Source organism: Kitasatospora sp. NPDC048298 (assembly GCF_043201465.1).
In the GTDB taxonomy this organism is placed as follows: domain Bacteria; phylum Actinomycetota; class Actinomycetes; order Streptomycetales; family Streptomycetaceae; genus Kitasatospora.
On the sequence record NZ_JBICYZ010000006.1, the window covers coordinates 194,064 to 216,599 of the forward strand.

The window sequence follows — 22,536 nt, forward strand, 5'->3', positions numbered from 1 at the left end:
TCTCCTCATTCTCGCGGACTCCCGCGAAGAGATCTGCATCCAGAAGTGATCCGCACCCAGGCGGTGGAGAAGCAGAACGGGACCAGGTGCTTCACGTGCCGGCCGTTCGGTGTCCCGGCTTCCGCCTTCGTGTCACCAAGCTATCGACGGACCGTCATGTGATCGCGGGGGAAAGTTCCCTGATGCTGGTGGACTTTTCTCCCCCACCGTCGCCGGCCGGCGGCTGCCAGCATCGGGACGCGACCCGGAACGGCCCTGGTCCGGACAGGGCCACGGCGCCGGCGTAACCCGGCGCCGGGGTCAGATCCGCGACGCGCCAGGGGCCGGCCAGGGCCGCGCCGCGGCCGTGGACCGTCAGCGGGCCAAGGCCGCGCACCCACAGGCCGAGGCCCTGGCCGAGCCGACCGCCCTCCGCCTTGACGCAGGCCTCCTTGCGCGTCCACAGGCGGGCGAAGACCGCCGCCCGGCCGTCCGGCCCGCGGCCCGCCGGAGCGGCCGCCACCGACCTGAACTCGCCCGGCGGGAAGCAGCGTTCGGCGATCCGGGTGGCGGCGGACGCGTCGGCCAGCCGTTCCACGTCCACTCCGACGGGCCGCTCCGCCAGCGCCACCAGCGCGATCCCGTGCGAGTGCGACAGACTGACGAACAGTCCGTTGCCGTGGGCGAGTTCGGGCTTCCCGTTCGGCCCCCTGGTGAACCGTACGGCTTCCGGCGGGCGGCCGACCCGCGCGCCCACGACGGTGCGCAGCGCCGCGTGCGCGGTGACGAAGCGGGACCTGCGGAGCGGGTCCGGCAGCCGACAGGCGCGGGCGCGCTCCTCGTCGTCGAGGAGCGCGCCGAGAGCGGACGGGACGGGGCCCGGTGCCGCGCCCAGGGGCACGGTCCACACCTCCACGTCCTCGGGGACGGGCGGCGTCAGCACGCTTCGGCTCGTCCCACCCGGCCGGTGTGCAGGCCCTGGAACAGGTTGAGCCGCTGCATGGTGCCGGTGCCCTCCATGAACTCCACGCCCCGGGCGTCGCGGGCGTACTTGTCCAGCAGCGGATGCTCCAGGCGGGCCGCCGGGCCGAAGAAGGAGAGCGCCGACAGGGTGGCGTCCTCCGCGAGTTCGCAGGCCCGGGCCTTCGCGGCCGAGGCGAGGTGGCCGTCCGCCGGGCGCCGGTCCACGGCGACGGCGGCGCGGTGGGTGAGCAGCCGGGTCGCGTGGATCCGCCGGCCCAGCTCCTCGAACAGCGCCAGCTCCGTGCCCCGCAACTCCCGTCGGTGCTCGGCCACGTAGTCGTGTGCGGCACCCGCGATCCCGAGGGCGATGGCGGCCACACTGGGCCGGAGCCGGTTGAAGACCGCGAGTACGCCCCACATGCCGCGGCGGGTCGGCGGCAGATGGCGTCCCAGCACCCGGTCCGCCGGGACGCGAACGCCGTCCAGCGCGATCGCCCCCAGCCGGACGCCGCGCAGGCCGAGGGTCGGCAGCGGTTCGGCCGTCCAACCGGGGTCGGCGGTGTCCACCAGGACGGCGCTCACCCCGAGCCGGTCGGCGCCGGCGACCCGGGCGAAGACCGCCGCGACCGACGCCCGGGTGGCGTTGCCGACGTAGCGCTTGGCGCCGTCGAGCCGGAAGGACCCGTCGCCCAGGGGGGTGAGCGAGGTGCTCATCTCGCCGATGGCCGAGCCGCGTTCGGGCTCGGTGAGGGCGAAGCAGGTCCAGGTCGGCCCCTGGGTGAGCCGGTCGCGGAACCAGTCCTGCTGCTCCGGACTGCCCAGCACGTCCACCAGCACACCGGTCATCGATGGACCGGGTGACGCCAGCATCAGGGCGGCGTCGCCGCGGGCGAGCTCCTCGACCAGCACCGCCCGTTCCAGGGTGTCGCCGGAGTCCGCCGACCGGACCCGGGCGGCCAGGTGGCGCACGGCCGGCAGGTGGAGCAGGTCGTGGACGGCCTCCGGGTCGCGGTCCAGCCCCAGGGCCGCCGCACGCAGGTCCCCGGCCCAGCCGCGCGCGAGGTGGCGCAGCTCCTCCAGGTGCGCGGGGAGCCGGGTCATGATTCCTCCGGGGGCGTGGTGGAGCGGGGTTCCCGGTGCACGTCGGCGAGGAGTTCCGAGAGGTGGGCGTCCCATCCGGGGCCGGGGACGGTGAAGCCGTGCGCGCCGAGAAGACGCAGCAGCGCCCGGTCGGCCAGGGTGATCCGGTCGTGCAGGCGCCCCATCGCGGCGGCGTCCGGCGGGACGTCGGACTCGGAGAGCACGCACTCCGCCTCCAACTGCTCCATCAGCACGTCGGCCAGGGCGCCCTGGACCAGCTGCTTCATCAGGAGGGGGGTGCCGTCGGTGGTGCGCTTCGCGAGCCTGGCGACGACCGCGTCCCGGAGGCCCTCCGACGTGCCGAGCCGCACCCACACCAGTCCGGCCTGCCACTCCACCGAGGCCCTGGCTCCGGCGGCGGCCGCGGGTTCGGCGGCCGCGGCGCCGAGGCCAGGACCGTCCTGGCCCCCCGGCAGCGGCACGGCGTCGGCCGGGACGAGGGCGTGGCCGCCGGGGCCCCGGGGCGGGGCGTGCGGGGACAGCGCCGTGTTCAGTCCGCGCACGGCCTCGACGATGCCGTCGCGGCGGGCACGGGCGCGGCACTCCCGCCAGCAGCGGTTGACGTCGACCGGCGCCGTCATCGGACTCCGCCCTCTCCGGCCGGCAGCTCCAGGGTGCAGTGGGCCAGGCGGTCCAGTTCGTGGTCGTGGTCGGCGATCACCGCCCGCCCGCCCGGCGCCTCCCGCAGTGCCGCCCAGACCCCGGTGCACGGCAGCCCCGGCTCCGCGTCGCGGCGCCGGGTGCCGGGGGACGGCGCGAGCCCGGGGCCGGCGGCCAGCCCGGTGCCCGCCGCGAGCAGGGCGGCCTTGGAGAGGTCCGAGCGCAGCCCGGGCAGCGCCTGGTCGGCGCGGCCCTGTCCCATTCCGGCGACGGGCGCGGCCCCGCCGTCCCAGGCGAGCAGCAGTGCCACCGCCGAGTCGTGCTCGGCGGCGTACTGGCCGGACGCGGGCCCGGGGTACGGCTGCGAGCTCTGGTCGACGACGACCAGCAGCAGCCGGCTCCAGTGCGAGCGGCGGGCGTACTCGACGGCGATCCGCAGCGCCGTGAACGGGGCCAGCACCCCCTGGTCGGAGACCGCGAAGCAGAGCGGCTCCCCGGGCAGCCGGTGCTGCAGCAGCGACGCGGTGAGCGTGGTGTGCTCGAAGTCCGGTGTCGTGTAGGCGAGTACGGCCACCTGCGGTGCCTCGGCCGGCGTGAGTGGGCCGAGCGCGTCGAGGGCTCCTGCGGCCAGCCGGGGCATCGGCCGCAGCGGGGAGTCCGTGAACCCCTCGCGCAGTACCCGCGTCCCGTACAGCTCGGCCGTCCGCCGGTGCACCTCCTGGACCGCGGGACGTGGCGCGCCGCGGAGTCCCCCCTGGTCGGTGGGCCGGTACCAGCCCGCCCGCAGCAGGCGTGGGACCGTGCCCGCGACCGCGTCGGCGGTGGCGGGCACGGTTCGGGAAAGCGGCGCGGTGGCGCGGAACATGGCTACGAGCCCGCCTCGTTCACGACGAAGTCCACCAGGGTGCCCACCGTCGCGAAGTCGCCCATGTCCAGGCTCTCCACGTCGAACTGCAGGCCGAGTTCGTCCTCGATGACGATGAGCATCTCCAGGGCGCTGCTGGAGTCCAGGCCGAGGTCGTCGAAGATCCTGGCCTCCTCACCGATCTCCGCGGTGTCCTGGTTGAGTACCTGTGCCAGGGCCTCGCGCACGGCGGCGAGGCAGGCCGCCCGCTTCTCCGGGGCGGACACGGCTGCGATGTCGTTGGTCATTGGTTCCTCTCCGGGGTCGATCCCGCGGCGTCCGCGGGCAGGTGGAGGTGCTGGCGCGCGAGCATCGACTCGGTGTCGTCGCGTTCCCGGACCAGGTGCGGCCGCCCTCCGAGCATCAGCACCTCGGCCGGATAGCCGTGGCTGAGGAAGTGCACGGGGGAGGCGGTCGGGCCGTACGCGCCGGACCGTTCCACGCCCAGCAGGTCGCCGGGGCGCAGTTCGGGCAGCGACACCTTCTTGCCCAGCAGGTCGTTGGGCGTGCACAGCGGGCCGGTGATGTTCCACGGGCCGCCGTCCGGTTCGTCGAGCTTCTGGAGCGCCGTGATGGGGAAGTTGCGCTTGACGAACGAGCCGATGCCGACCGCCGCCATGTGGTGGTTGGTGCCGCCGTCGGCGACCGCGAAGCGCTCGCCCATGGAGCTCTTGGTGTAGCGGACCCGCACCACGTAGGTTCCGTGCACCGCGACGAGGTAGCGGCCCAGCTCCATGATCAGCCGGGCGCCGGGGTGCCGGTCGGCGAAGTCCGCGACCAGCGGGTTGAGCAGTTCGGCCAGCACCGCCGGGTCGGGGTCCTGCTCGTTGTCGAAGTAGGCCACCCCCAGGCCCCCGCCGATGTCCACCAGTTCCAGCGGGAAGCCCAGCTTGGCGGACAGCAGCTCGGCCAGTTCGAAGATGCGGCGGGCGTTGTCCGCGACGACGGCCGGGTCCAGGATGCGGGTGCCGAGGTAGACCTGCACGCCGTGCACCCGGACCGCGCCGCAGCGGTCCAGCACCTCCTGCGCGGAGAGCAGCTGCCCCTCGTCGATGCCGAACTGCCGGGGCTTGCCGCCCATGGTCAGGCCCGAGCCCTTGACGGTGAACTCCGGATTGACCCGTAGCACCACGGGGGCCAGGACACCGCGCTCCCGGGCGAGTTCGTCGATCAGCTCCAGCTCGTCCAGGGACTCGCAGACGACGGCGGCGACACCCTCGTCCAGGCAGGCGGCGAGCTCCGCCCGGCTCTTGCCCGGGCCGAGGAAGAGGATGTCGTGCGGCGGGACGCCGGCCCGGAGCGCGGTGACCAGCTCGGTCAGCGAGGAGACCTCCGCGCGGGCGCCGGCGGAGTGCAGCAGCCCGCAGACGGAGATGTTCGGGTTGGCCTTGAGCGAGTAGAAGATCTCCAGCGCCGGATGGAGCAGCGACTTGAGCTCCCGGAACCGGTCCGCGATCCCGTCGCCGTCGTAGAGGTACAGCGGGGTGCCGAACTCCTCGGCCAGGGCGGTGATCCCCACGCCCTGCACAGTGAACTCCCGGCTCATGCCGGACTCCCTTCCACGGTGTGCAGCAGCCCCGCCAGCCGGCGGGACACTTCCTCGTCGAGGGCCGCGGCCGCGTCGTCGTCGCCGGCGACCACCACGCCGTACAGGCGCCCCTCGAACGGCCCCTCGCCGCCCGCCGCGGCGGCGGCGTTGACCGTGGCGAAGTTGTTGACGAACAGCCCGGTGCCGCCGCGCTCCGTCAGCAGCAGCCCGTCGAGCGCGTCCCGCAGCTCGGCGAACGACAACGGCCGGGCGATGCGCAGCGGGTACTGGCGGGCGACGGCGATGCCGTCCGGTGCCATCAGTCCCTCGGTCAGCACGGCCTGGTAGGTCGACATGTTGTGGCGCGCGTTGATCTCGACCACGGGGTAGAGGCCGCCGTCCGGGTCGACCATGGCGTCGATGCCGACGACACCGAACCAGCCGTCGGCGGCCAGCTTCCCGCCCAGCCGCGCCGCCGCCTCCCGCACTTCGCCGTCCTGCGCGGCGGTGAGCCTGGCCGGCATCCGGTGGCCCTTGTGCACGCCGCGCTCGGTCAGCGCCTCCTTGACGAAGTCGAACCGCACCGAGCCGTCGCGGCTCACGGTGAACTGGTAGTTGAGGTCGGCGGTCTTGGCGACCCACTCCTCCAGCACCAGGGCGAGCCGGTCGCCGCCGGCCCGCGCGGCCTGCCCCGCGGCCATCCGCTGCAGCCGCTCCAGCCGCCGCGGGTCGTCGAGCACCACGATGCCCTTGCCGGACACCCCGTAGGCGTCCTTGACCGCGATCCGGCGGCCCTCGGCCAGCCGTCCGCCGGCCCACTCCACCGCCTCCGCCAGCTCCGCCGTCGTCTCACAGGTACGGCCGGGGGCCTGGCGGAGCCCCAGCTCGTCGGCCAGCTTCCGGCTGTACACCTTGCTGTTCACGCGCTTGCACAGGGCGGCGGGCGGCGCGGCGAGCCGCAGTGCGGTGCGCGCGGCGAGCCGCTCCTCGGCCTCGGACACGCCGTGTGCGACGACCTGGACGCCGAGCGGTGCCAGCCGCTGCCGCAGCGCGTCCAGCAGGGCGTCGTCGGCGAGTACGTCCTCGGTGACCGCGCGCAGCGGGTCCTGCCGGGCCGGAACGTGCACGGTGGGCGTGCCGATGCCGAGCCCGCGCAACTGGTCGAGGTAGTCCGGATCGGGTGCCGCCTTCAGCACGACGTGGTCCTGCTCGCCGCCCAGCAGCAGGGCGAACTCGTCCATCCGGTTCACCACCGCGCTCCCGGCGTGGGAGGCGACCCGGGGCAGTGCGGGCTCGCCCTCGGCCCAGTTGTTCTCGACCTCGAAGTTGCCGAGGAACAGCAGTGGGGTGTCCGCGGAGCCGGTGACCGCCCGCCCGAGTCGGGAGCGGAAGCCGCTGTCGGTCTCGTCCAAGGCTCGACCTTGCCTTTCTTGCGTGGGTGGACGGCTGTCAGGAGGACTGTCGGTGCCGGAGGGATCGGTGTCGGAGGGGGCGGTGTCGGAGAGGGTGGCGTCGGAGGGGGTGCCTGAGAGGGCGGTGCCGGAGCGCTCTCAGTGTTCGAGGACCATGGCCGCGAAGGTCGCCCCCAGGCCCACGCTGGTCATCACGTAGCGGTCCCCGGCCGCCAACCGGCCGTCCCGGGTGGCCTGTTGCAGGTTGACGAAGGGGTCCGCGCAGAAGCAGTGCCCGGTTCGGGCGACCAGGTCGAGGTACACCCGGGTCATCGGGATGCCGAGCATCCGGCACACCGCCACCCACGAGAGCCGGTTGACGTTGTGCGGCAGCACCAGTGCCACCTCGTCCAGCGTGCACCCGGCCTGGTCGATGGCGGCGCGCACCACCTCGCAGAGCGCCGGTGCGTACAGCGCCTGGAACTCCTTCGCGGCCTCCGGGTCCTCCATCAGGAACTGGTCGTGGAACCGGCTGTGGGTGTGGGCCGCGTAACCGAGCAGGCGGTCACCGGTTCCGCTCGCACTCAGCAGCACCGCGGCGGTGGCCTCGCCCATCACCGTGACCCCCGGGATGGACTGCGACTGCCTGGACCCGACCTTCTCGCCGGCCAGGACCAGGGCGAGGGCGTCCGGGTCGCCGTCCGCCGTCAGCAGTGTCCCGGCCATGTCGAGGGCGAGCAGGCCGGATGCGCAGGCGTGCTGCGAGACCACGAAACCGGTGGCGTGCCGCAGGCCCAGCTCCTCCAGCAGCGGGGCCGTCGAGGTGTGCGGGTAGGGCATCGGGGACGGCATCGTCCGCGCCTGCAGCACGTAGCGGACGTCGGACTCCCGCCCGCGCAGCTCCGCGAGTGCCGCCACGGCCCGTCGCAGCAGTCGCGTCTCGCCCTCGCCGGGCTCGCGGCAGATCTCCGCAAGGCCGTAGTACCGCTCGTACTGGCGCAGTTGGCCGTCGGACATGCCGACGTCCCGCTGCAGCCGGGCGAGCGGCACCGTGGTGGGGCGGTGGCTGGCAACCGCCGATATCGCCGTCATGGGAACACGTTCCACCGGCCTGCTGACACCGCGCTGACCCCGCGCTGATCCCGCGCTGACCGCCCGCCGCGGACGCTTGCCCCGCCCGGGACGGCCCATGAGGATGTGCGCCGTGACAGCCTTCCCGAATGTCGAAGCGTTCGCCGCCGCCGCCGGCCGGCACCTGGGCCGGAGCGACTGGATCCCGATCACCCAGGACCTGGTCGACCGGTACGCCTCCGTCGTCGGCGACGAGCAGTGGATCCACACCGACCCCGAGCGCGCCGCCGAGGGCCCCTTCGGGGGGACGGTCGCCCACGGCTACCTGACGCTCAGCCTGCTGACCGCCATGACGGACAGCGTCCTGTCCATCGGCGGGACCCGGCACATCCTCAACGTGGGCCTGGACTCCGTGCGCTTCCACCGGCCGGTGCGGGTCGGGCGGCGGATCAGGGCGGACGCCACCCTGCTGACCGCGAGACGGCTTCCGTCCGGCTGCCTGTTCGGGCTCCGCATGGAGGTCGAGGTGGAGGATGAGTCCGGTGTGGCCTGTGTGGCCGAAACCCGTTCGCTGGCCGTCCCTTGGCCATAAAGTGGATATTCCTCCCCTGTGGCGGGCGGTCGCCGTTCCAATAATGGAGGGCGGCGCATCAATCAGGGATGCGGAACCCCAGGGGGCACCGGATGAACACCAGGCAGCAGGGCGCATCGATGACCGCACACACGCCGGCACCCCCATCGCCGGGCGGTTCGGTCACCGGCCTGCGGCGCTCCCTCGTGTTGTTCGGCCTCTCCATGCGGGGGCTGGTGCTCGGCCTGTGGCTGTCGAGCCTGTACGTCTTCCTGCCCGTCGGCCTGGGCGTGTCGCTGCTGCCGGGCACCCAGCGCGCCGTCCGCCGACTGGTCGACCGGCAGCGGGAGTTGGCGGCGCAGTGGTCCGGGGTGTCGGTGCCCGCGCGCTATCCGCCGCTCCCGGACAGCCGGCAGGGCCAGGCGCTCCACGCCCTCCTCGTCGCGCGGGACAACCAGGTGTGGCGGGACTGGCGGTTCGTCGTCATCGACCCGCTGCTCGGCGGCGTGATCGCGTTCGTTCCGGCGGCACTTCTGCTCAGCAGCCTGTGGGGGCTGACGACCGCGGTGTTCGGCACCCGGCTGTCGCACGACCTGGGCAGCATCTGGTACCTGTTCATCCCGGTCGACGGCCCCGTCACCGCGGTGCTCGCCGGACTGCTGGCCGTCGTGGTCGCGCTGTTCGCGCTGTGGGACGCGCCGCGTACCGCGTCGCGCCACGCCCGGTACGTGTTCCGGATGCTGGCGCCGGGGGCGGACGAGGCGATGGCCGAGCGCATCGAGCACCTGACCACCACGCGCTCCGACGCGATGGACACCCAGATGGCCGAGATCCGCCGCATCGAGCGCGATCTGCACGACGGCGCCCAGGCCCGCCTGGTCGCGATGGGCATGACCCTCAACGCGGCCGAACGACTGCTCAAGACCAACCCGGACGCGGTGGCGGCCCTGCTCGCCGAGGCCCGCGAGTCCTCGACCAAGGCGCTGGACGAACTGCGGGACCTGGTCCGGGGCATCCACCCGCCGGTGCTGGCCGACCGCGGCCTGGGCGACGCGATCCGCTCCCTCGCCCTGCTCTGCCCGCTGTCCACGGAGGTCAGCATCGACCTGGACGGCCGGCCGGAGCCTCCCGTCGAGTCCGCCGCCTACTTCGCCGTCTCGGAGATCCTCACCAACGCCGCCAAGCACTCCGGTGCCGAGCGCGCCTGGATCGACGTCCGGCACGAGGGCGGCATGCTCCGCATCGACATCACCGATGACGGGCGCGGCGGTGCCGACCCGGCCGGGGGGACCGGACTGCGTGGGATCGAACGTCGGCTGGCGGCCTTCGACGGCATCCTGGCCGTCAGCAGCCCGCCGGAAGGACCCACCCTGATCACCATGGAGCTGCCGTGCGAATTGTCCTGGCCGAAGACCACTTCCTCCTGAGGAACGGGTTGGTGCAACTGCTCACCGCCTACGGTCACGAGGTGGTCGAGGCGGTCGACAACGGCCCCATGCTGTTGCGCGCGCTCACCGAGAAGCGTCCGGACGTCGCGGTGGTGGACGTCCGGCTGCCGCCGGGCCTCAGCGACGAGGGGCTGCGCGCGGCGGTGGAGGCCCGCACCCGGATCCCCGACCTGCCGGTGCTGCTGCTGTCGCAGTACGTCGAACCGCTCTACGCCCACGAGCTGCTGGCCACCGGCTCCTCGGGCGTCGGGTACCTGCTCAAGAGCCGGGTCACCAACGGCGACCAGTTCATCGACGCCGTCGAGCGGGTGGCCGCGGGCGGCACGGCGATGGACCCGGAGGTCATCCAGCAACTGCTCACCCGCAAGGTGCGCGACGAGCGCCTGACCGCGCTCTCCGCGCGCGAGCGGGAGGTGCTGGAGTGCCTGGCGCAGGGCCGCTCGAACGCCGGGACGGCGGAGGAGCTCTACATCTCCGAGAAGGCGGTGGCCAAGCACATCGGCAACATCTTCACCAAGCTCGGCCTGCCGCCCTCGGAGACCGACAACCGCCGGGTCCTGGCCGTCCTCGCCTACCTCGACCACTGAGCCCGGATCCACCGGACCGATTTCCCGGGTGGCCCTCTTCGGCTCGTCGGGATCCGGGAGTAGACCACCGGGGGGGGGGAGCCTCGGGGAGAGGGGTCTTTCCGTGCGGGCGGGGGCGGGCCCGTGGTCATGGGGATCGGGTGCCCCGGGGTGCGGGGGCGTGGGGGCGACGGGGGTGTCGACTGCCGGGGATGCCGGGGAGTTGGCTCCAACTCGCCTTTCGGGGGCGGGTTTTGGCGGCTATCCAGGCCGGGTGGGCGCGTCGCGGGCGGGGTGGTTCGGCGCCTTCGAGAGCAAGATTTTTGACCATTGACCATGTCCACCTCAGCGCATAGCCTGACGAGGCAGCACCGAAATCGGGCACTGGGCCTCCGGCGGCGACTACTCACGCAGCGGCTGGGGGGCGTCATCGAACCGCGGGAGTCCGCGTACGTTCGGGTGCAATTCTTTTGCCATGGGGGATACGGGTATGACTGGCTTGGCAGTTGGTATGCGAATTGCTGGGAATGGCTCTGTCGCCGACTCTCTTTCAGGCCTCGTCGAGTGGCATGCGGTCCACGACCCCGAGGCGCCGGCCGTGGATTATCCGGACACCGGAATCGTCCTGAGCTACGGCGAGTTGAGCCGTCGGGCGAACCGGTTGGCGGCGTACCTGGGCTCGCGGGGCGTGGGGATCGGCGACCACGTGGTCACCTGTCTGCCGGCCGGCCCCGAGCTGGTGGTCGCCCTGCTCGCGATCGTCCGGGCCGGCGCCGCCTACGTGCCGCTGGACCCGTCGCACCCGGTGGAGCGCCGGCGGCTGATCCTGGCGGACTGCGCCGCGCGGGCCGTGGTGACCCGGGACGACTACGCGGCGGACTGCGAGGGCCTGGGCGCGGACGTGGTCGCGGTGGACGCCCTCGCCGGGGAGATCGCCGCGCTGCCGGCCGACCTGCCGGACGTGACGCCCGGCCCCGAGGACGCCGCCTACGTCTGCTACACCTCCGGAACCACCGGCACTCCCAAGGGAGTCGTCGTTCCGCACCGCGCCGTACTGGACCTGCTGCGCTCCACCGACTACGTGCAGCTGACCTCGCGGGACGTCATGGCCCAGGCCGCCAACCCCGCCTTCGACGCGGTCACCTTCGAGATCTGGGGCGCCCTCACCGCCGGCGCCCGGCTGGTCGGGCTGCCGAAGGAGGCGGTGGTGGACCCGGCCGCGTTCGAGCTGGCCGTCAAGGAGCACGGGCTGACCGTGCTGTTCCTGACCACCGCGCTGTTCAACCAGATCGCCCGGGACCGGCCGTGGGCCTTCGGGCCGCTGCGGGTGCTGCTGTTCGGCGGCGAGGCGAGCAACCCCCGGCGGGTGCGCCAGGTGCTGGCGGCCGAGCCGCCGGAGCACCTGCTGCACGTGTACGGGCCCACCGAGACCACGACCTTCGCCACCTGGTACGAGATCACCGAGGTCGCGGAGGACACCAGGACGATCCCGATCGGTCGGCCGATCGGCGCCACCGTCGCCCTGGTCCTCGGCGAGGACCTCCGGCCGGTGGCCCCCGGCGGCTCCGGCGAGCTGTACCTGGGCGGGCCCTGCGTCGCCCTCGGCTACCTCAACCGCTCCGAGCTCACCGCCGAGCGCTTCGTCGACAACCCGGTCGAGCCCGGTACGGGCCGACTCTACCGTACCGGTGACCACGTCCTGCTGCGCGAGGACGGCGCGATCGAGTTCCTCGACCGGGTCGACAACCAGGTCAAGCTGCGCGGATTCCGGATCGAGCTGGGCGAGATCGAGGCGGTGCTCACCGCGCACCCCGCCGTCTCCGAGGCCGTGGTCTCGGTGTACCAGCAGGCCGAGGACGACCGGCGGCTGGTCGCCCACGTGGTGCCGGCGGCCGCCGCCGCCGCGGAGTCGGACAGCCAGGTCACCGAGTGGCGGGAGATCTACGAGACCCTCTACGACGACGCCGGGTCCACCGACCTCGGCGAGAACTTCGTGGGCTGGAACAGCAGTTACGACGACCTGCCGATCCCGCTCGACCAGATGCGGGAGTGGCGCGCGGCGACGGTGGACCGCATCCGCGAGCTCCGGCCGCGCCGGGTGCTGGAGATCGGCGTGGGCAGCGGCCTGCTGATGTCCGAACTCGCCCCGGACTGCGAGGAGTACTGGGGCAGCGACTTCTCCCCGGCGGCGATCGAGGCGCTGCGCGCCCAGACCGGGGCGGACCCCCGCCTGCGCGGCCGGGTCAAGCTGTTCTGCCGGGCCGCGGACGTCGTGGACGAGCTGCCCGCCGGCCACTTCGACACGGTCGTGATCAACTCGGTCGTCCAGTACTTCCCCAACGTCGAGTACCTGCGGACCGTCGTCGAGCGGGTGCTGCCGCTGCTCGCCCCCGGCGGCTCGTTCTTCCTCGGCGACCTGCGGAACCTGGACCTGCTGCGCTGCATGCAGACCGGCGTCGAGCTGGCCCGCTCCGGCGCCGCCGGGCACGACCGGGACGTCGAGAGCACCCGCCGGTCGATCGGCCAGCGGATCGAACTGGAGACCGAACTCCTGCTCTCCCCCTCGCTGTTCACCGCGCTGGCCCGCGAGCTGCCGGCGATCCGCGCGGTCGACGTCCGGATCAAGCGCGGCACCCACCACAACGAGCTCAGCCGCTACCGCTACGAGGCCGTGCTGAGCACCGGCGAGCCGGCCGCGGACCTCCGGGACGCGCCGCGGCTCGACTGGGGCACGGACCTGCGCTCCACCGCCGAGCTCGAGGCGCACCTGCGGGCCGAGGCGCCCGCCGCCCTGCGGATCGCCGGGGTGCCCAACGCCCGGATCCACCGGGAGTGGACCGTGATGCGGGGCCTCGACTCCGGCCTCGGCCTCGCCGAGGCCGTCGAGCGGGCGACGCGGACGGACACCGGGCCCGATCCGGAGGAGCTGTGCACCCTCGGCGAGCGCGCCGGGTACCGGGCGTTCGCGACCTGGTCGGCCGACACGGCCGAGGCCGTCGACGTCCTCCTGCTCGCCCCCGGCACCGAGGCCGGCCCGCTGGCGGACGGCTACGCCCCGGACGCCGCCGCGACCCCCGCGGTCGGCGACTGCGCCAACACTCCCACCGCCTTCGACAGCACCGTCGACCTGGCGGTGACCCTGCGCGGCTACCTCCAGCGGCAACTGCCGGACTACATGGTCCCGGCCGCGCTGATGACGGTCGAGGCCCTGCCGCTCACCCCGAACGGCAAGGTCGACCGGCGCGCCCTGCCGGCCCCGACCCTCGCGGCCGCCATGCCCGGCACCCTGCCGGGGACGCCGATCGAGGAGATCGTCCGCGACCTGTTCGCGGAGGTCCTCGGGCTGCCGAAGCGCGCGGTGTACGCGGACTCCGACTTCTTCGCCCTCGGCGGGCACTCGCTGATCGCCGCGCGGCTGGTCGCCCGCCTGCGGGCCACCCTCAAGGTCGACCCCGGCACCCGGGCGCTCTACGAGGCGCCCACGGTACGGGGGCTGGCCGCCCTGGCCGGCGACCCGGACCGTTCCGGAGGACCGGTCGGGGCCAGGGGCGGGACCGGTAACCTCGTGCTGCCCGTGCGCTTCGAGCGGGCCCTGGACGTCAGGGCGCTGGAAGCCGCGCTGAAGGACCTGGCCCACCGGCACCGGCCGCTGGCCGGCCTGCGGGTCGACGCGCTGACGGCCGAGCCGCCGGGGAAGACCGGCCAGGACGAGCTGGTGGCGGACGCCGCCCGGCGCCCGCTCGGCGACGAACTCCCGGTCACCGCACGGCTGTTCGCGTTCGCGCCGGACGACCACCTGCTGCTGCTCACGCTCCGCCCCGAACTGGTCGACGCCTCCTCGTACCTGCCGCTCGCCGCGGACCTGGTCCGGGCGTACGAGGCCCGCTCGGTGGACGAGGCGCCGCGCTGGCCGACCGCCGTCCTCCCCGGTGGCGCCGTGAGGCCCGAGCCGACGGCGGACGCCCCCGAGCCGACCCCGCTGCCGACGGCCGCGCTCGGCGCCGCGCAGGCGGGTGCCGCGTCGGCGGACGCGACGCGGGATGTCGTCGACCACGCCCCGGTCGGCCGGGCGGCGGCCGTCATCGACGCCGAACTGCACCGCAGGCTGGACCTCTTCACGGCCGAGCGGGGCGCCACCGCCCTGATGGTGGCGCACGCCGCCCTGGCGGCCCTGCTCACCCGGCTCGACGCGGGCACCGACCTGGTGCTGGCCACCCCCGTCCCGGTGCGCGGCGACGACGACCTGCGGCACGCCGTCGGCCAGTACACCCGTACCGTGCCGCTGCGGACGGACACCTCGGGCGACCCGTCGTTCGGCGCACTGCTCCAGCGGGTCCACGCGGCCCAGCTGGCGGCGTTCCGTCAGGAGCCCGTCCCGGCCCGTCCCGGCGGGGTGGTCCTCTCCGTCGCCCCGCAGGCCGGTGCGACCTTCGAGACCGCGGGCCTGGTGGTCCGGGCCGAACAGCCCCGCCGGCCGCACCCGGACGCCGAGCTGGCGCTGGTGCTGACCGAGCGGCAGAGCGCGACCGGCGAGCCGCTGGGGATCGAGGTCGAGGCCTCGTACCGCTCCGACGTGATCGGTGCCGGGGCGGTCTCGGCGCTGCTCGACGGCCTGGTGACGCTGCTCGGTTCGGCCCTCGACCACCCCGAGCAGGGCATCGGAGCGCTGCGGCTGCTCTCGGACCAGGCCCTGGAGCGATCCCGGCCCTCCTGGGCCGGGGAACGCCGATCCGTCCCGCTCCGTACGGTGCCCGAGCTGTTCGCGGACCGGGTCCGGGAGCAGGCCGACGCCGTCGCCCTCGACGACGGCTCCCGGGTGCTGACGTACGCGGAACTGGACCGCCGCTCCGACCGGCTCGCCCGCACGCTCGCCGGGCACCGGGCCGGGCCGGGCACGGTGGTGGCCACCGCGATCGCCTCCCCGCTCGGGTTCGCGACGGCGGTGCTGGCGGTCGCGAAGGCGGGCGCCGTCTGCTGGCCCGTCGACCCGGCGGCGCTCCCGGCGGCGCTCGCGGAGCGGGCCGGGGTGCTCCTCCTCGACGCCGACGCCGAGCGGGCCGTGCCGGAGCAGGGCGCCCCGGCCGTCCGACTGGTGCTCGGCGACACCCTCGACGACGGCCGCCCGGACCAGGCCGCCGAGCCGGTCGGGACGCCGGTCGGGGAGCCGGCCCCGCAGCGCCCGGTGCTGCTGATCGCCACGGGCACCCCGCAGGTCGGCGAGGTGCTGATCGGCGCCGAGGGCATCGCCACCGCCGCCGCCTGGCGCGCGGCCGAGCAGCCGGGCACGCGCAGCGCCTGGCTGCACCCGGGCTACCCCGGCCTCGCCGCCGCGCACGACCTGCTGGAGGCGCTCGCCGCCGGAGCCACGGTGCTGGTGCCGGACGCGAAGCGGTACGACGACCCGTCCGGACTGGCCGACTGGCTGCGGGACGGCGGCGCCGACCACGTCGTGTCCACGGACCCGCTGCCGGCCGCACTGGTCGACGCGTACGCCGAATCCGGCCGCGCCGCCGGCTCGCCGGCCTTCCTCACGGTGTCCACCGACCGGGACGGCGCGAGCCCCGGGACGCACGCCCTCGCCGACGCCCACGGCCTCACGCTGACCGTCCGGGCCGGCCGCCCCGAGGCCCGTACGGTGGTCGTCCACCGGTCCGGCGCCGTCGCGCGTCCGGCCTGGAACCACCGGGTCCACGTGCTCGACGCCCAGCTGCGCCCGGTGCCCCCGGGCGGGACGGGCGCGCTGTACCTGGCGGGCGCGAGCCTCGCGCTCGGGTACGCCGGCCGGCCCGACGCGACCGGCGACCGCTTCGTCCCCGACCCCTTCGAGGTCTCCGGCGAGCGCATGTGGCGCGCCGCCCGCGCCGCCCGGCACGGCTCGGACGGGAGCCTGGAGATCCTCGACGAGCCGTGGTCCGAGGACCCCTTCGAGGACGAGTACGGGACCTTCGTCGTCCTCGCCGACGACCGTGACCTTCCGGCCCTGTGGCCCAACTCCGTTCCGGTGCCGACCGGTTGGCGGGTGGTTCACCCCGAGGACCTGCGCGACCTGTGTCTTGACTTCCTCAACGAGCACGCGGCGGCCGGCCTCCGGCCCGGCGGTTGATCCCGCCTCACACCTCCCGCCTCCCGCCTCCCGCGCTCCAAACCCCTCACGAACACAAGGTTCATCCATGACTGCGATGGCACACATCCCTGCAGCTGACGGACAGGCCGACACCCAGGGCCGGTTCCACCACATCCTCGAACTGACCGAGCAGGACGCCCGCGCGGCCCACGAGCTGGCCGCGGACTGCGTCAGGACCTTCAAGGCCACCAACGACCTGCGCTTCCTGGACGAGGCCCCGGTGCTCGCCCAGGAGCTGCCGCTCGCGGTGCGCCGCCACCTCAACGCCGCGCGCCGGGACGAGCGGACGCACGCGACCGTGATCAGCGGCAACATCGTCGACCAGCGCGCACTGGGCCACACCCCCGCCCACTGGAGCGAGGCCGACACCGAGCCGAGCCACGTCTACGGCGCCCTGCTGGTGCTGTACTCCGCCCTGCTCGGCGACATCATCGGCTGGGCCACCCAGCAGTCCGGCCGGCTGGTCACCGACGTGCTGCCCAGCCGCGGCTACGAGCAGAGCCTGGTCTCCGCCTCCAGCGAACTCGAGCTGGGCTGGCACACCGAGGACGCCTTCTCCCCCCACCGCGCCGACTGGGTCGGCCTGTTCGCGCTGCGCAACAGCACCGAGGTGGCCACCACCGTCTCGCACGTCGACGTCCGGCGGATGCCCGCGGACGTGGCGCGGGTGCTCGCCCAGCCGAGGTTCGTCGCGATCCCCGACTCCTCGCACGAGTTCGCCGAGGACGAGGCGCCGATGGACCCGGTCGCCATCCTCAGCGGCCACGCCGACGCCCCCGTGCTGCGCATCGACCGTGACTTCTTCCGGGCCCGGGCGGACGACACCGAGGCCGCGCGGGCCCTGGACTGGGTGATCGCGCACCTGGACGCCAACCTGACGGACGTCTTCATCCGCACCGGCGACGTCTGCTTCGTCGACAACCGCAACGTGGTGCACGGCCGCCGCGCGTTCCGGGCCGACTACGACGGCGAGGACCGGTGGCTCAAGCGCGTCAACGTCGTCCGCGACCTGCGGCGCACCCGCCCCGGGCGCCTGGACGGCTCGACCCGTGTCATCGGCTGACCGGCCCGCCGTCCCCAAACTCCCCTCCCCAGCAACGCTCCAGCGAGGAAGCCATATGACCACGCCCCAGCGCCCCGTCGTCCTTCTGGTCGAGAGCCGTCGAGCGACCTTCACCGACAGCGTGCTCAGCCGCGACGACGTCTCGGTCGTGCTGCTGCGGTTCGACTCCGTCCAGCTCACCCCGGAGTACGTCGAGCGCACCGCCGACGTGCCGACCTTCACCCTGGCGACCGCCGCCCCGCTCGAGGAGGAGGCCGCCCGCTACCTGGCCTGGATCGAGACCGTCGGCGAGCGCCCGCAGTACTTCTGCAACCCGAACGAGGCCCTCCAGGCCTCCGCCCAGCGCTTCGCCGCCCTCGTCGGCCTGCCGCACCTGAGCGAGGAGCAGGTCGCCTGGGTGCGGAACAAGAAGACCATGAAGGACCGGTACGCCGAGCTGGGCATCCCGCACGCGGCCTACCGTCCGGTCACCGTCCTGGCGGACGTCGAGGCCTTCGGCGCCGACCACGGCTGGCCGGTCATCCTCAAGCCGATCGACTCCGACTCCTGCATCGGCACCTACCGGATCGACTCGCCGGCCGGGCTCGCGGACGTCCCGCCGCTGGACCCGCAGCTGGAGTGGATGGTCGAACAGTACATCTCCGGCCGGGAGTTCCAGCTCTGCGCGGTGATCGCCCGCGGCCGGGTCGTGGACGCCTACCTGTCCAAGAACCCCCGCCCGATCATCGAGGTCCTGGACGGGGCGATCAACGCCAACATCACCTACGCGCCGAGCGAGCAACTCCCGGTCGACGCCAAGGAGCTGGCCCAGCGGCTGACCGACGGGCTGGGCATCCCGTACGGCTACCTGCACGGCGAGTTCTTCCTCACCGAGGAGGGCGAGTTCCACATGAGCGAGGTCGCGGCCCGCCTCAGCGGCTGCGAGGTGCCGATGAACCACGGGCTCGCGTACGGCTTCGACTTCCTGCGCGTCATCCTCGACACCTACATCGACCGGGTCCCGGTGCCCGACTACACCCTGGACCGCGCGGTCGGCGACCTGCTGCTGCCCACCCGGCCCGGCCTCCTGGTGAGCATCAGCACCGAGGAGGAGCTGCTCCGGCTGCCCGGAGTCATCGGCGCCCACCTGACCGCCCAGCCGGGCGACCTGCTCGACCCGCCGCGCGCCTCGCACGCCAGCACCGGCTACGTCCACGTCGAGGGCGCCACCGCCGACGAGGTCGAGCAGCGCATGCAGGCCGTGCTCGACCACTTCGAGCTCAAGGTGGCGGACGCGTGACCGAGCCGGCACAGGAATCCCCGTTCGTCGCCCACGAGGCCCTGCCGGGCTACGCCGAGGCCGTCACCGCGTGGCTGGCCGACGGCACCGGCACCGCCGCGATCCCGGTGTGGACCGGCGCGCGGCGCGACCTGCTCGACGGGATCGCGCTGGCCCGGCCCGTCTACGCCGGCCGGCGCACCCCCGAGCCCGCCGGGACCGGCGTGGTGGTCGGCGCCTCGCTGCCCGAGGAGGTCCGCCGCCTCGCCGGGCCGCTGGCCCGCACCTGGGTCACGAAGGTGGAGGACCTGCCCGACACCGGCTCCGTCCTCGTCCTCGGCAGCTACGCCGACCTGCGCGCGGACGACGTCCAGGACGTCGTCGAGCAGACCTACGCCCAGGGCCGGGACCTGTTCCTGCTCACCGGCCGGGACGCCCACACCGTCAGCTGGGTCGTCGCCAAGCAGTACGCGGACGCCTCGCCGGACGGCGGGATCGGCGTGATCTCGGAGCTGGACGCCCTGCCGGCGGCACCCGGTACCGTCTGGTTCGGCGCCGAGGACGTCCGGCACAAGGACATCCAGGGCATCGCCCTGGACCGGGTCTGGCGCCGGATGCTGTTCCACGGGAACGGCAAGGACGACCAGCTCAACCTCGGGCAGTTCACCCTCTGCGGGCTGAGCCCGGTCGGCGAGCGGGACCCGAACCTGGCGGGCCCCAAGTGCGCCTACGGGCTGGGCTGCACCAAGCCCGAGGAGAAGCTGATCCCCGCCCGGCGGATCAGGGCCGCGGAACTGGTGCTCGCCAACTGCTTCAGCGGCCCGCTCACCGACCACGCGATGTACGACCCGAAGTACGTGATCCTGCTCGACGCGCTGGACGGCCCGGCACAGACCGTCGTCGCCACCCTGACGGCCTGCGACGGCGCGCGCCCGGAGAACCTCGCCTGGCTCACCGAGAGCTCCGGCGAGCGGAACGCGGCCAGGGCGATCAACGAACGGCTGAAGGACATCAACCCCTACCCGTCCTTCGTGCAGATCGGGCTGTGGTCCGGCGGGGTCGCCGAGCGGGCGGAGCCGGCCGCCGGCGTCGAGGCGGCCCCGGTGGCCTCGGCCGGGGTCTCCGCTGCGACCGACTTCCCGCTGCACACCGTCGGGGCCCGGCTGTCCGGCCTGCTCGACAGCGGCCTGCTGGGCGAGGACTACCCGCTGCGCCCGCGGCTGCGGCAGCTCTCCGACGGCGTGCTGCGCTACGCGTCGCGCATCGTCGCGCTGTCGCCCCAGGACGGCCCGCCCGCGCTGGCCGCGATCGCCGAGGAGACGAAGTCCCTCGACCTCGCCCTGGCCCACCGGATCGCCAAGCACCACGACGACGCCGTGCTGCAGTTCCCGACCTACTTCGGCGAGCGCAGCCTCGCCGAGGAGCCCGTCGACCTCGACTGGCTGTGCAACTGCGGCCGTCCGCTGCGCAGTTACACCCGGCGGGGGCTGGTCCCGGTCATCGCCGACACGGTGCAGGGGCTCTGCGCCCGGTGCGGCGACGTGGTCAACTCCCCGGTGGACGGCGCGGAACTGCGGGTGTCGGCGCCCGACACGGTCGAGGCCGGGACGACCCTGCGCGTCTCGATCACCGTCGCTCCGCACCGGGCGGGCACCGTCAACACGGGTATCGTGCTGCCCATGTACCTGAACGCCCGTGCGCGTCCGGCCTTGAGCCGCAAGGAAGTTCGGGCCGGGGAGAGCGCCCGGTGCGACTTCGAGGTCGAGATCGCCGCCGAGGCCACGCCTCAGGCGTACTACTTCACCCCGTACGCGGTGCACGACCTCGGCATCTCCACCCGGCGCGTGCACTTCACCGTTTCCCCGTCCTCCCCGTCCTCCCCGCCGGCTCCGGCCGGCACCGGCCGAAGCCCTGGGAGCCCGACCGCATGAGTCTGTCCCCGGCAGGCAGCCAGACGTTCCTACCGCTCCGGCACCGGGCGTTCCGGCAGCTCGCCGGCGGGCGGCTGCTGATCTACTTCGCCAACGCGATGGCACCCGTGGTGCTCGGCTTCGCGGTCCTCGACCTCACCGGGTCGACGACCGACCTCGGGTTCGTCGTGGGCGCGCGCTCGCTGGCCAACGTCGTGCTGCTGCTCCTCGGCGGCGTCGTCGCCGACCGGTTCTCCCGGACCCTGATCCTCCAGGGTTCGGCGGTCGGCGCCGCCCTGGTGCAGGCCGTGGTCGCGCTGAGCGTCCTGGCCGGCTGGACCTCGATCCCGCTGCTGGTCGTCCTCAGCGTGGCGAACGGCGCCCTGTCCGCGCTCTCGCTGCCGGCCTCGGCGGCACTGACCCCGCAGACCGTGCCCGCGGACGTGCTGCGCCCGGCCAACGCGCTGATGCGGATGGCCACCAACCTCGGCATGATCGTGGGCGCCTCGCTGGGCGGTGTGGTCGCCGCGCTGATCGGTCCGGGGTGGGGGCTCGCCGGCAACGCGCTCTGCCTGTTCCTCGCCGCGCTGTGCTTCCGCGGCGTCCGGATCACGGCGAGCGGCACCGACTCCGGTGAGCCCGCCGACGCCGCCGAGCCCGCCGAACGCTCCCGTCCGCTGCACGAACTGAAGGAGGGTTGGCGGGAGTTCACCGCCCGCACCTGGGTGGTGGCGGTGGTGCTCCAGTTCACCGTGGTGAACGCCGTCGTGGCCGGCGGCGTCCAGGTGCTCGGACTCGGCGTCGCCGACGACACCTTCGGGCGCGGCCTGTGGGGCGCGGTCCTGGCCGCGCAGATGGCGGGCGCCGTCGCGGGCGGCTTCCTCGCGGCGCGCTCGCGCGCCCGGCACGCGCTGTTCCTGGGCGTGGCCCTGGTGGTGCTGGAGGCCGCGCCGCTGGTCGTGCTCGCCGAGGCGCCGGGCGCGCTGCTGCTCGGGGTGGCGATGTTCCTGAACGGTGTGGCGCTGGAGCAGTTCGGCGTGGCCTGGGACGTGTCGCTCCAGGAGAACATCCCGGCCGACCGGCTCGCCCGGGTGTACTCCTACGACGCGCTCGGGTCGTTCATCGCGCTGCCGATCGGCGAGATGGTCGCGGGGCCGGTGGCGAGCCGGATCGGTGTGCGGGCCGCGCTGCTGTGGGGTGCCGCGCTGGTGGTGCTGGCCACCGGGGCGGCGCTGCTCAGCCGCGACCTGCGGCGGCTCACCGTCGCCTCGGCGGCGGCGGAGGAGCGGCCGGCCGAGCAGCCCGCCGGGGCCGCGTAGCGGGGCGGTTCCCGCGCGGTCGGGCGGTTCCCCGCACGGGCGGGCGGTTGGGCGAGGCCCGGGTCGGACGGCATCCGACCCGGGCCGTCTGCTGTTCCCCCGGGCCGTCCGCTGTTCCCCTGGGCCGTCCGCTGTTCTCGGCGCGCCGAACTCCCCCTTTCGGCACAGCGGACCGCCTTCGCCCCCACCGGATATCTGCCGAACGGCAGATGGCAGGAGGCCGCGGATCGGCCAGGCTTGCGAGCGTGCTCACCTGCCCAGGGAGCGCGCCCCGAAACCGAACCCGGCCGCAAGGAGGCCCCGGTGGATCGACGCCCGTCCGCACCAGTCCTGCTCGCCCTCGCGGTGGCCGCCCTCGTCCCGCTCGCCGGGTGCGCCGACGCCACGGACGCCACGCCCGAGGACAAGACCTTCGCGTTCGCCGGCACCAGCCTGAACGTCAAGGCGCACGGCGCACCGGCCGACCTCGTCGCGGCCGACCGCCAGGACGTCAAGGTCACCCGCTGGTTCGACACGAGCGGCAAGCTCGGCACCGCCAAGGAGTCCTGGACACTGCTGGACGGCGTCCTCGAACTCCGGGCGGGCTGCTCCGGGCTCGCGAACTGCGACACCAAGTACCGGGTCGAGGTCCCCAAGGGCGTCGCGGTCCTGCGGGACGGGCGCGAGACGGACCTCAAGGGCTGAAGCCGACGAGCCCTTCC

At 73.9% G+C, this 22,536-nt stretch carries 17 protein-coding genes; 9 read left to right on the top strand and 8 right to left on the bottom strand.

Going from position 1 to position 22,536, the window contains the following annotated elements:
• Positions 1-154 precede the first annotated feature (154 nt).
• From ACGF0D_RS07795 to ACGF0D_RS07830, 8 genes are all read right to left on the bottom strand, one after another.
• Entirely contained in the window at positions 155-922 is a 768-nt protein-coding gene (locus ACGF0D_RS07795; RefSeq protein ID WP_392914317.1) for a 4'-phosphopantetheinyl transferase family protein, read from the bottom strand.
• Positions 916-2,043 carry an acyl-CoA dehydrogenase family protein gene (locus ACGF0D_RS07800; RefSeq protein WP_392868086.1) on the bottom strand — a complete coding sequence of 376 codons (1,128 nt, stop codon included), beginning with the start codon at positions 2,041-2,043 and terminating at the stop codon, positions 916-918. The genes ACGF0D_RS07795 and ACGF0D_RS07800 overlap by 7 nt, the downstream gene beginning before the upstream one ends.
• Positions 2,040-2,663: a hypothetical protein gene (locus ACGF0D_RS07805; protein ID WP_392868083.1), complete on the bottom strand. Its 624-nt coding sequence runs from the start codon at positions 2,661-2,663 to the stop codon at positions 2,040-2,042. Before ACGF0D_RS07805 ends, ACGF0D_RS07800 begins: the two co-directional genes overlap by 4 nt.
• On the bottom strand, positions 2,660-3,547 hold the full coding sequence (locus ACGF0D_RS07810) for a hypothetical protein (protein ID WP_392914318.1): 888 nt from the start codon (positions 3,545-3,547) through the stop codon (positions 2,660-2,662). Before ACGF0D_RS07810 ends, ACGF0D_RS07805 begins: the two co-directional genes overlap by 4 nt.
• A 2-nt stretch (positions 3,548-3,549) precedes the next feature.
• A complete protein-coding gene (locus ACGF0D_RS07815; protein ID WP_392868078.1) occupies positions 3,550-3,834 on the bottom strand; it encodes an acyl carrier protein in 285 nt (94 codons plus the stop codon).
• Positions 3,831-5,132, bottom strand: coding sequence for a type III PLP-dependent enzyme (locus ACGF0D_RS07820; protein ID WP_392914319.1), 1,302 nt, complete (start codon positions 5,130-5,132; stop codon positions 3,831-3,833). The genes ACGF0D_RS07815 and ACGF0D_RS07820 overlap by 4 nt, the downstream gene beginning before the upstream one ends.
• On the bottom strand, positions 5,129-6,526 hold the full coding sequence (locus ACGF0D_RS07825; protein ID WP_392914320.1) for a hypothetical protein: 1,398 nt from the start codon (positions 6,524-6,526) through the stop codon (positions 5,129-5,131). The genes ACGF0D_RS07820 and ACGF0D_RS07825 overlap by 4 nt, the downstream gene beginning before the upstream one ends.
• 138 nt (positions 6,527-6,664) lie before the next feature.
• On the bottom strand, positions 6,665-7,597 hold the full coding sequence (locus ACGF0D_RS07830) for a 3-oxoacyl-[acyl-carrier-protein] synthase III C-terminal domain-containing protein (RefSeq protein WP_392914321.1): 933 nt from the start codon (positions 7,595-7,597) through the stop codon (positions 6,665-6,667).
• Between the two features lie 112 nt (positions 7,598-7,709).
• Between ACGF0D_RS07830 and ACGF0D_RS07835 the strand changes: the two genes are divergently transcribed.
• The 9 genes from ACGF0D_RS07835 (at position 7,710) to ACGF0D_RS07875 (ending at position 22,519) form a co-directional block, all read left to right on the top strand.
• Positions 7,710-8,168, top strand: coding sequence for a MaoC family dehydratase (locus ACGF0D_RS07835; protein WP_392914322.1), 459 nt, complete (start codon positions 7,710-7,712; stop codon positions 8,166-8,168).
• A gap of 119 nt (positions 8,169-8,287) precedes the next feature.
• Positions 8,288-9,574 carry a sensor histidine kinase gene (locus ACGF0D_RS07840; protein ID WP_392868068.1) on the top strand — a complete coding sequence of 429 codons (1,287 nt, stop codon included), beginning with the start codon at positions 8,288-8,290 and terminating at the stop codon, positions 9,572-9,574.
• Entirely contained in the window at positions 9,538-10,182 is a 645-nt protein-coding gene (locus tag ACGF0D_RS07845) for a LuxR C-terminal-related transcriptional regulator (protein ID WP_392868065.1), read from the top strand. The genes ACGF0D_RS07840 and ACGF0D_RS07845 overlap by 37 nt, the downstream gene beginning before the upstream one ends.
• A 490-nt stretch (positions 10,183-10,672) precedes the next feature.
• On the top strand, positions 10,673-16,264 hold the full coding sequence (locus ACGF0D_RS07850; RefSeq protein ID WP_392914357.1) for an amino acid adenylation domain-containing protein: 5,592 nt from the start codon (positions 10,673-10,675) through the stop codon (positions 16,262-16,264).
• A gap of 67 nt (positions 16,265-16,331) precedes the next feature.
• Positions 16,332-17,348 carry a guanitoxin biosynthesis L-enduracididine beta-hydroxylase GntD gene (gene gntD / locus ACGF0D_RS07855; RefSeq protein WP_392914323.1) on the top strand — a complete coding sequence of 339 codons (1,017 nt, stop codon included), beginning with the start codon at positions 16,332-16,334 and terminating at the stop codon, positions 17,346-17,348.
• 55 nt (positions 17,349-17,403) lie between these two features.
• A complete protein-coding gene (locus ACGF0D_RS07860) occupies positions 17,404-18,627 on the top strand; it encodes an ATP-grasp domain-containing protein (RefSeq protein WP_392868058.1) in 1,224 nt (407 codons plus the stop codon).
• The gene (locus tag ACGF0D_RS07865; protein WP_392914324.1) at positions 18,624-20,537 is read left to right on the top strand and encodes a hypothetical protein; all 1,914 of its coding nucleotides are present in this window, start codon (positions 18,624-18,626) and stop codon (positions 20,535-20,537) included. Before ACGF0D_RS07860 ends, ACGF0D_RS07865 begins: the two co-directional genes overlap by 4 nt.
• On the top strand, positions 20,534-21,835 hold the full coding sequence (locus ACGF0D_RS07870) for an MFS transporter (protein ID WP_392914325.1): 1,302 nt from the start codon (positions 20,534-20,536) through the stop codon (positions 21,833-21,835). Before ACGF0D_RS07865 ends, ACGF0D_RS07870 begins: the two co-directional genes overlap by 4 nt.
• A 303-nt stretch (positions 21,836-22,138) precedes the next feature.
• The gene (locus tag ACGF0D_RS07875; protein ID WP_392868051.1) at positions 22,139-22,519 is read left to right on the top strand and encodes a hypothetical protein; all 381 of its coding nucleotides are present in this window, start codon (positions 22,139-22,141) and stop codon (positions 22,517-22,519) included.
• The last annotated feature ends 17 nt before the right edge of the window (positions 22,520-22,536 follow it).

What these genes read in the sequence shown, in the direction of transcription:
- ACGF0D_RS07800 (WP_392868086.1), bottom strand. Translation starts at nt 2,043, where the DNA reads ATGACCCGGCTCCCCGCGCACCTGGAGGAGCTGCGCCACCTCGCGCGC.
- ACGF0D_RS07805 (WP_392868083.1), bottom strand. Translation starts at nt 2,663, where the DNA reads ATGACGGCGCCGGTCGACGTCAACCGCTGCTGGCGGGAGTGCCGCGCC.
- ACGF0D_RS07810 (WP_392914318.1), bottom strand. Translation starts at nt 3,547, where the DNA reads ATGTTCCGCGCCACCGCGCCGCTTTCCCGAACCGTGCCCGCCACCGCC.
- ACGF0D_RS07815 (WP_392868078.1), bottom strand. Translation starts at nt 3,834, where the DNA reads ATGACCAACGACATCGCAGCCGTGTCCGCCCCGGAGAAGCGGGCGGCC.
- ACGF0D_RS07820 (WP_392914319.1), bottom strand. Translation starts at nt 5,132, where the DNA reads ATGAGCCGGGAGTTCACTGTGCAGGGCGTGGGGATCACCGCCCTGGCC.
- ACGF0D_RS07830 (WP_392914321.1), bottom strand. Translation starts at nt 7,597, where the DNA reads ATGACGGCGATATCGGCGGTTGCCAGCCACCGCCCCACCACGGTGCCG.
- ACGF0D_RS07840 (WP_392868068.1), top strand. Translation starts at nt 8,288, where the DNA reads ATGACCGCACACACGCCGGCACCCCCATCGCCGGGCGGTTCGGTCACC.
- ACGF0D_RS07850 (WP_392914357.1), top strand. Translation starts at nt 10,673, where the DNA reads ATGCGAATTGCTGGGAATGGCTCTGTCGCCGACTCTCTTTCAGGCCTC.
- gntD (WP_392914323.1), top strand. Translation starts at nt 16,332, where the DNA reads ATGACTGCGATGGCACACATCCCTGCAGCTGACGGACAGGCCGACACC.
- ACGF0D_RS07860 (WP_392868058.1), top strand. Translation starts at nt 17,404, where the DNA reads ATGACCACGCCCCAGCGCCCCGTCGTCCTTCTGGTCGAGAGCCGTCGA.
- ACGF0D_RS07870 (WP_392914325.1), top strand. Translation starts at nt 20,534, where the DNA reads ATGAGTCTGTCCCCGGCAGGCAGCCAGACGTTCCTACCGCTCCGGCAC.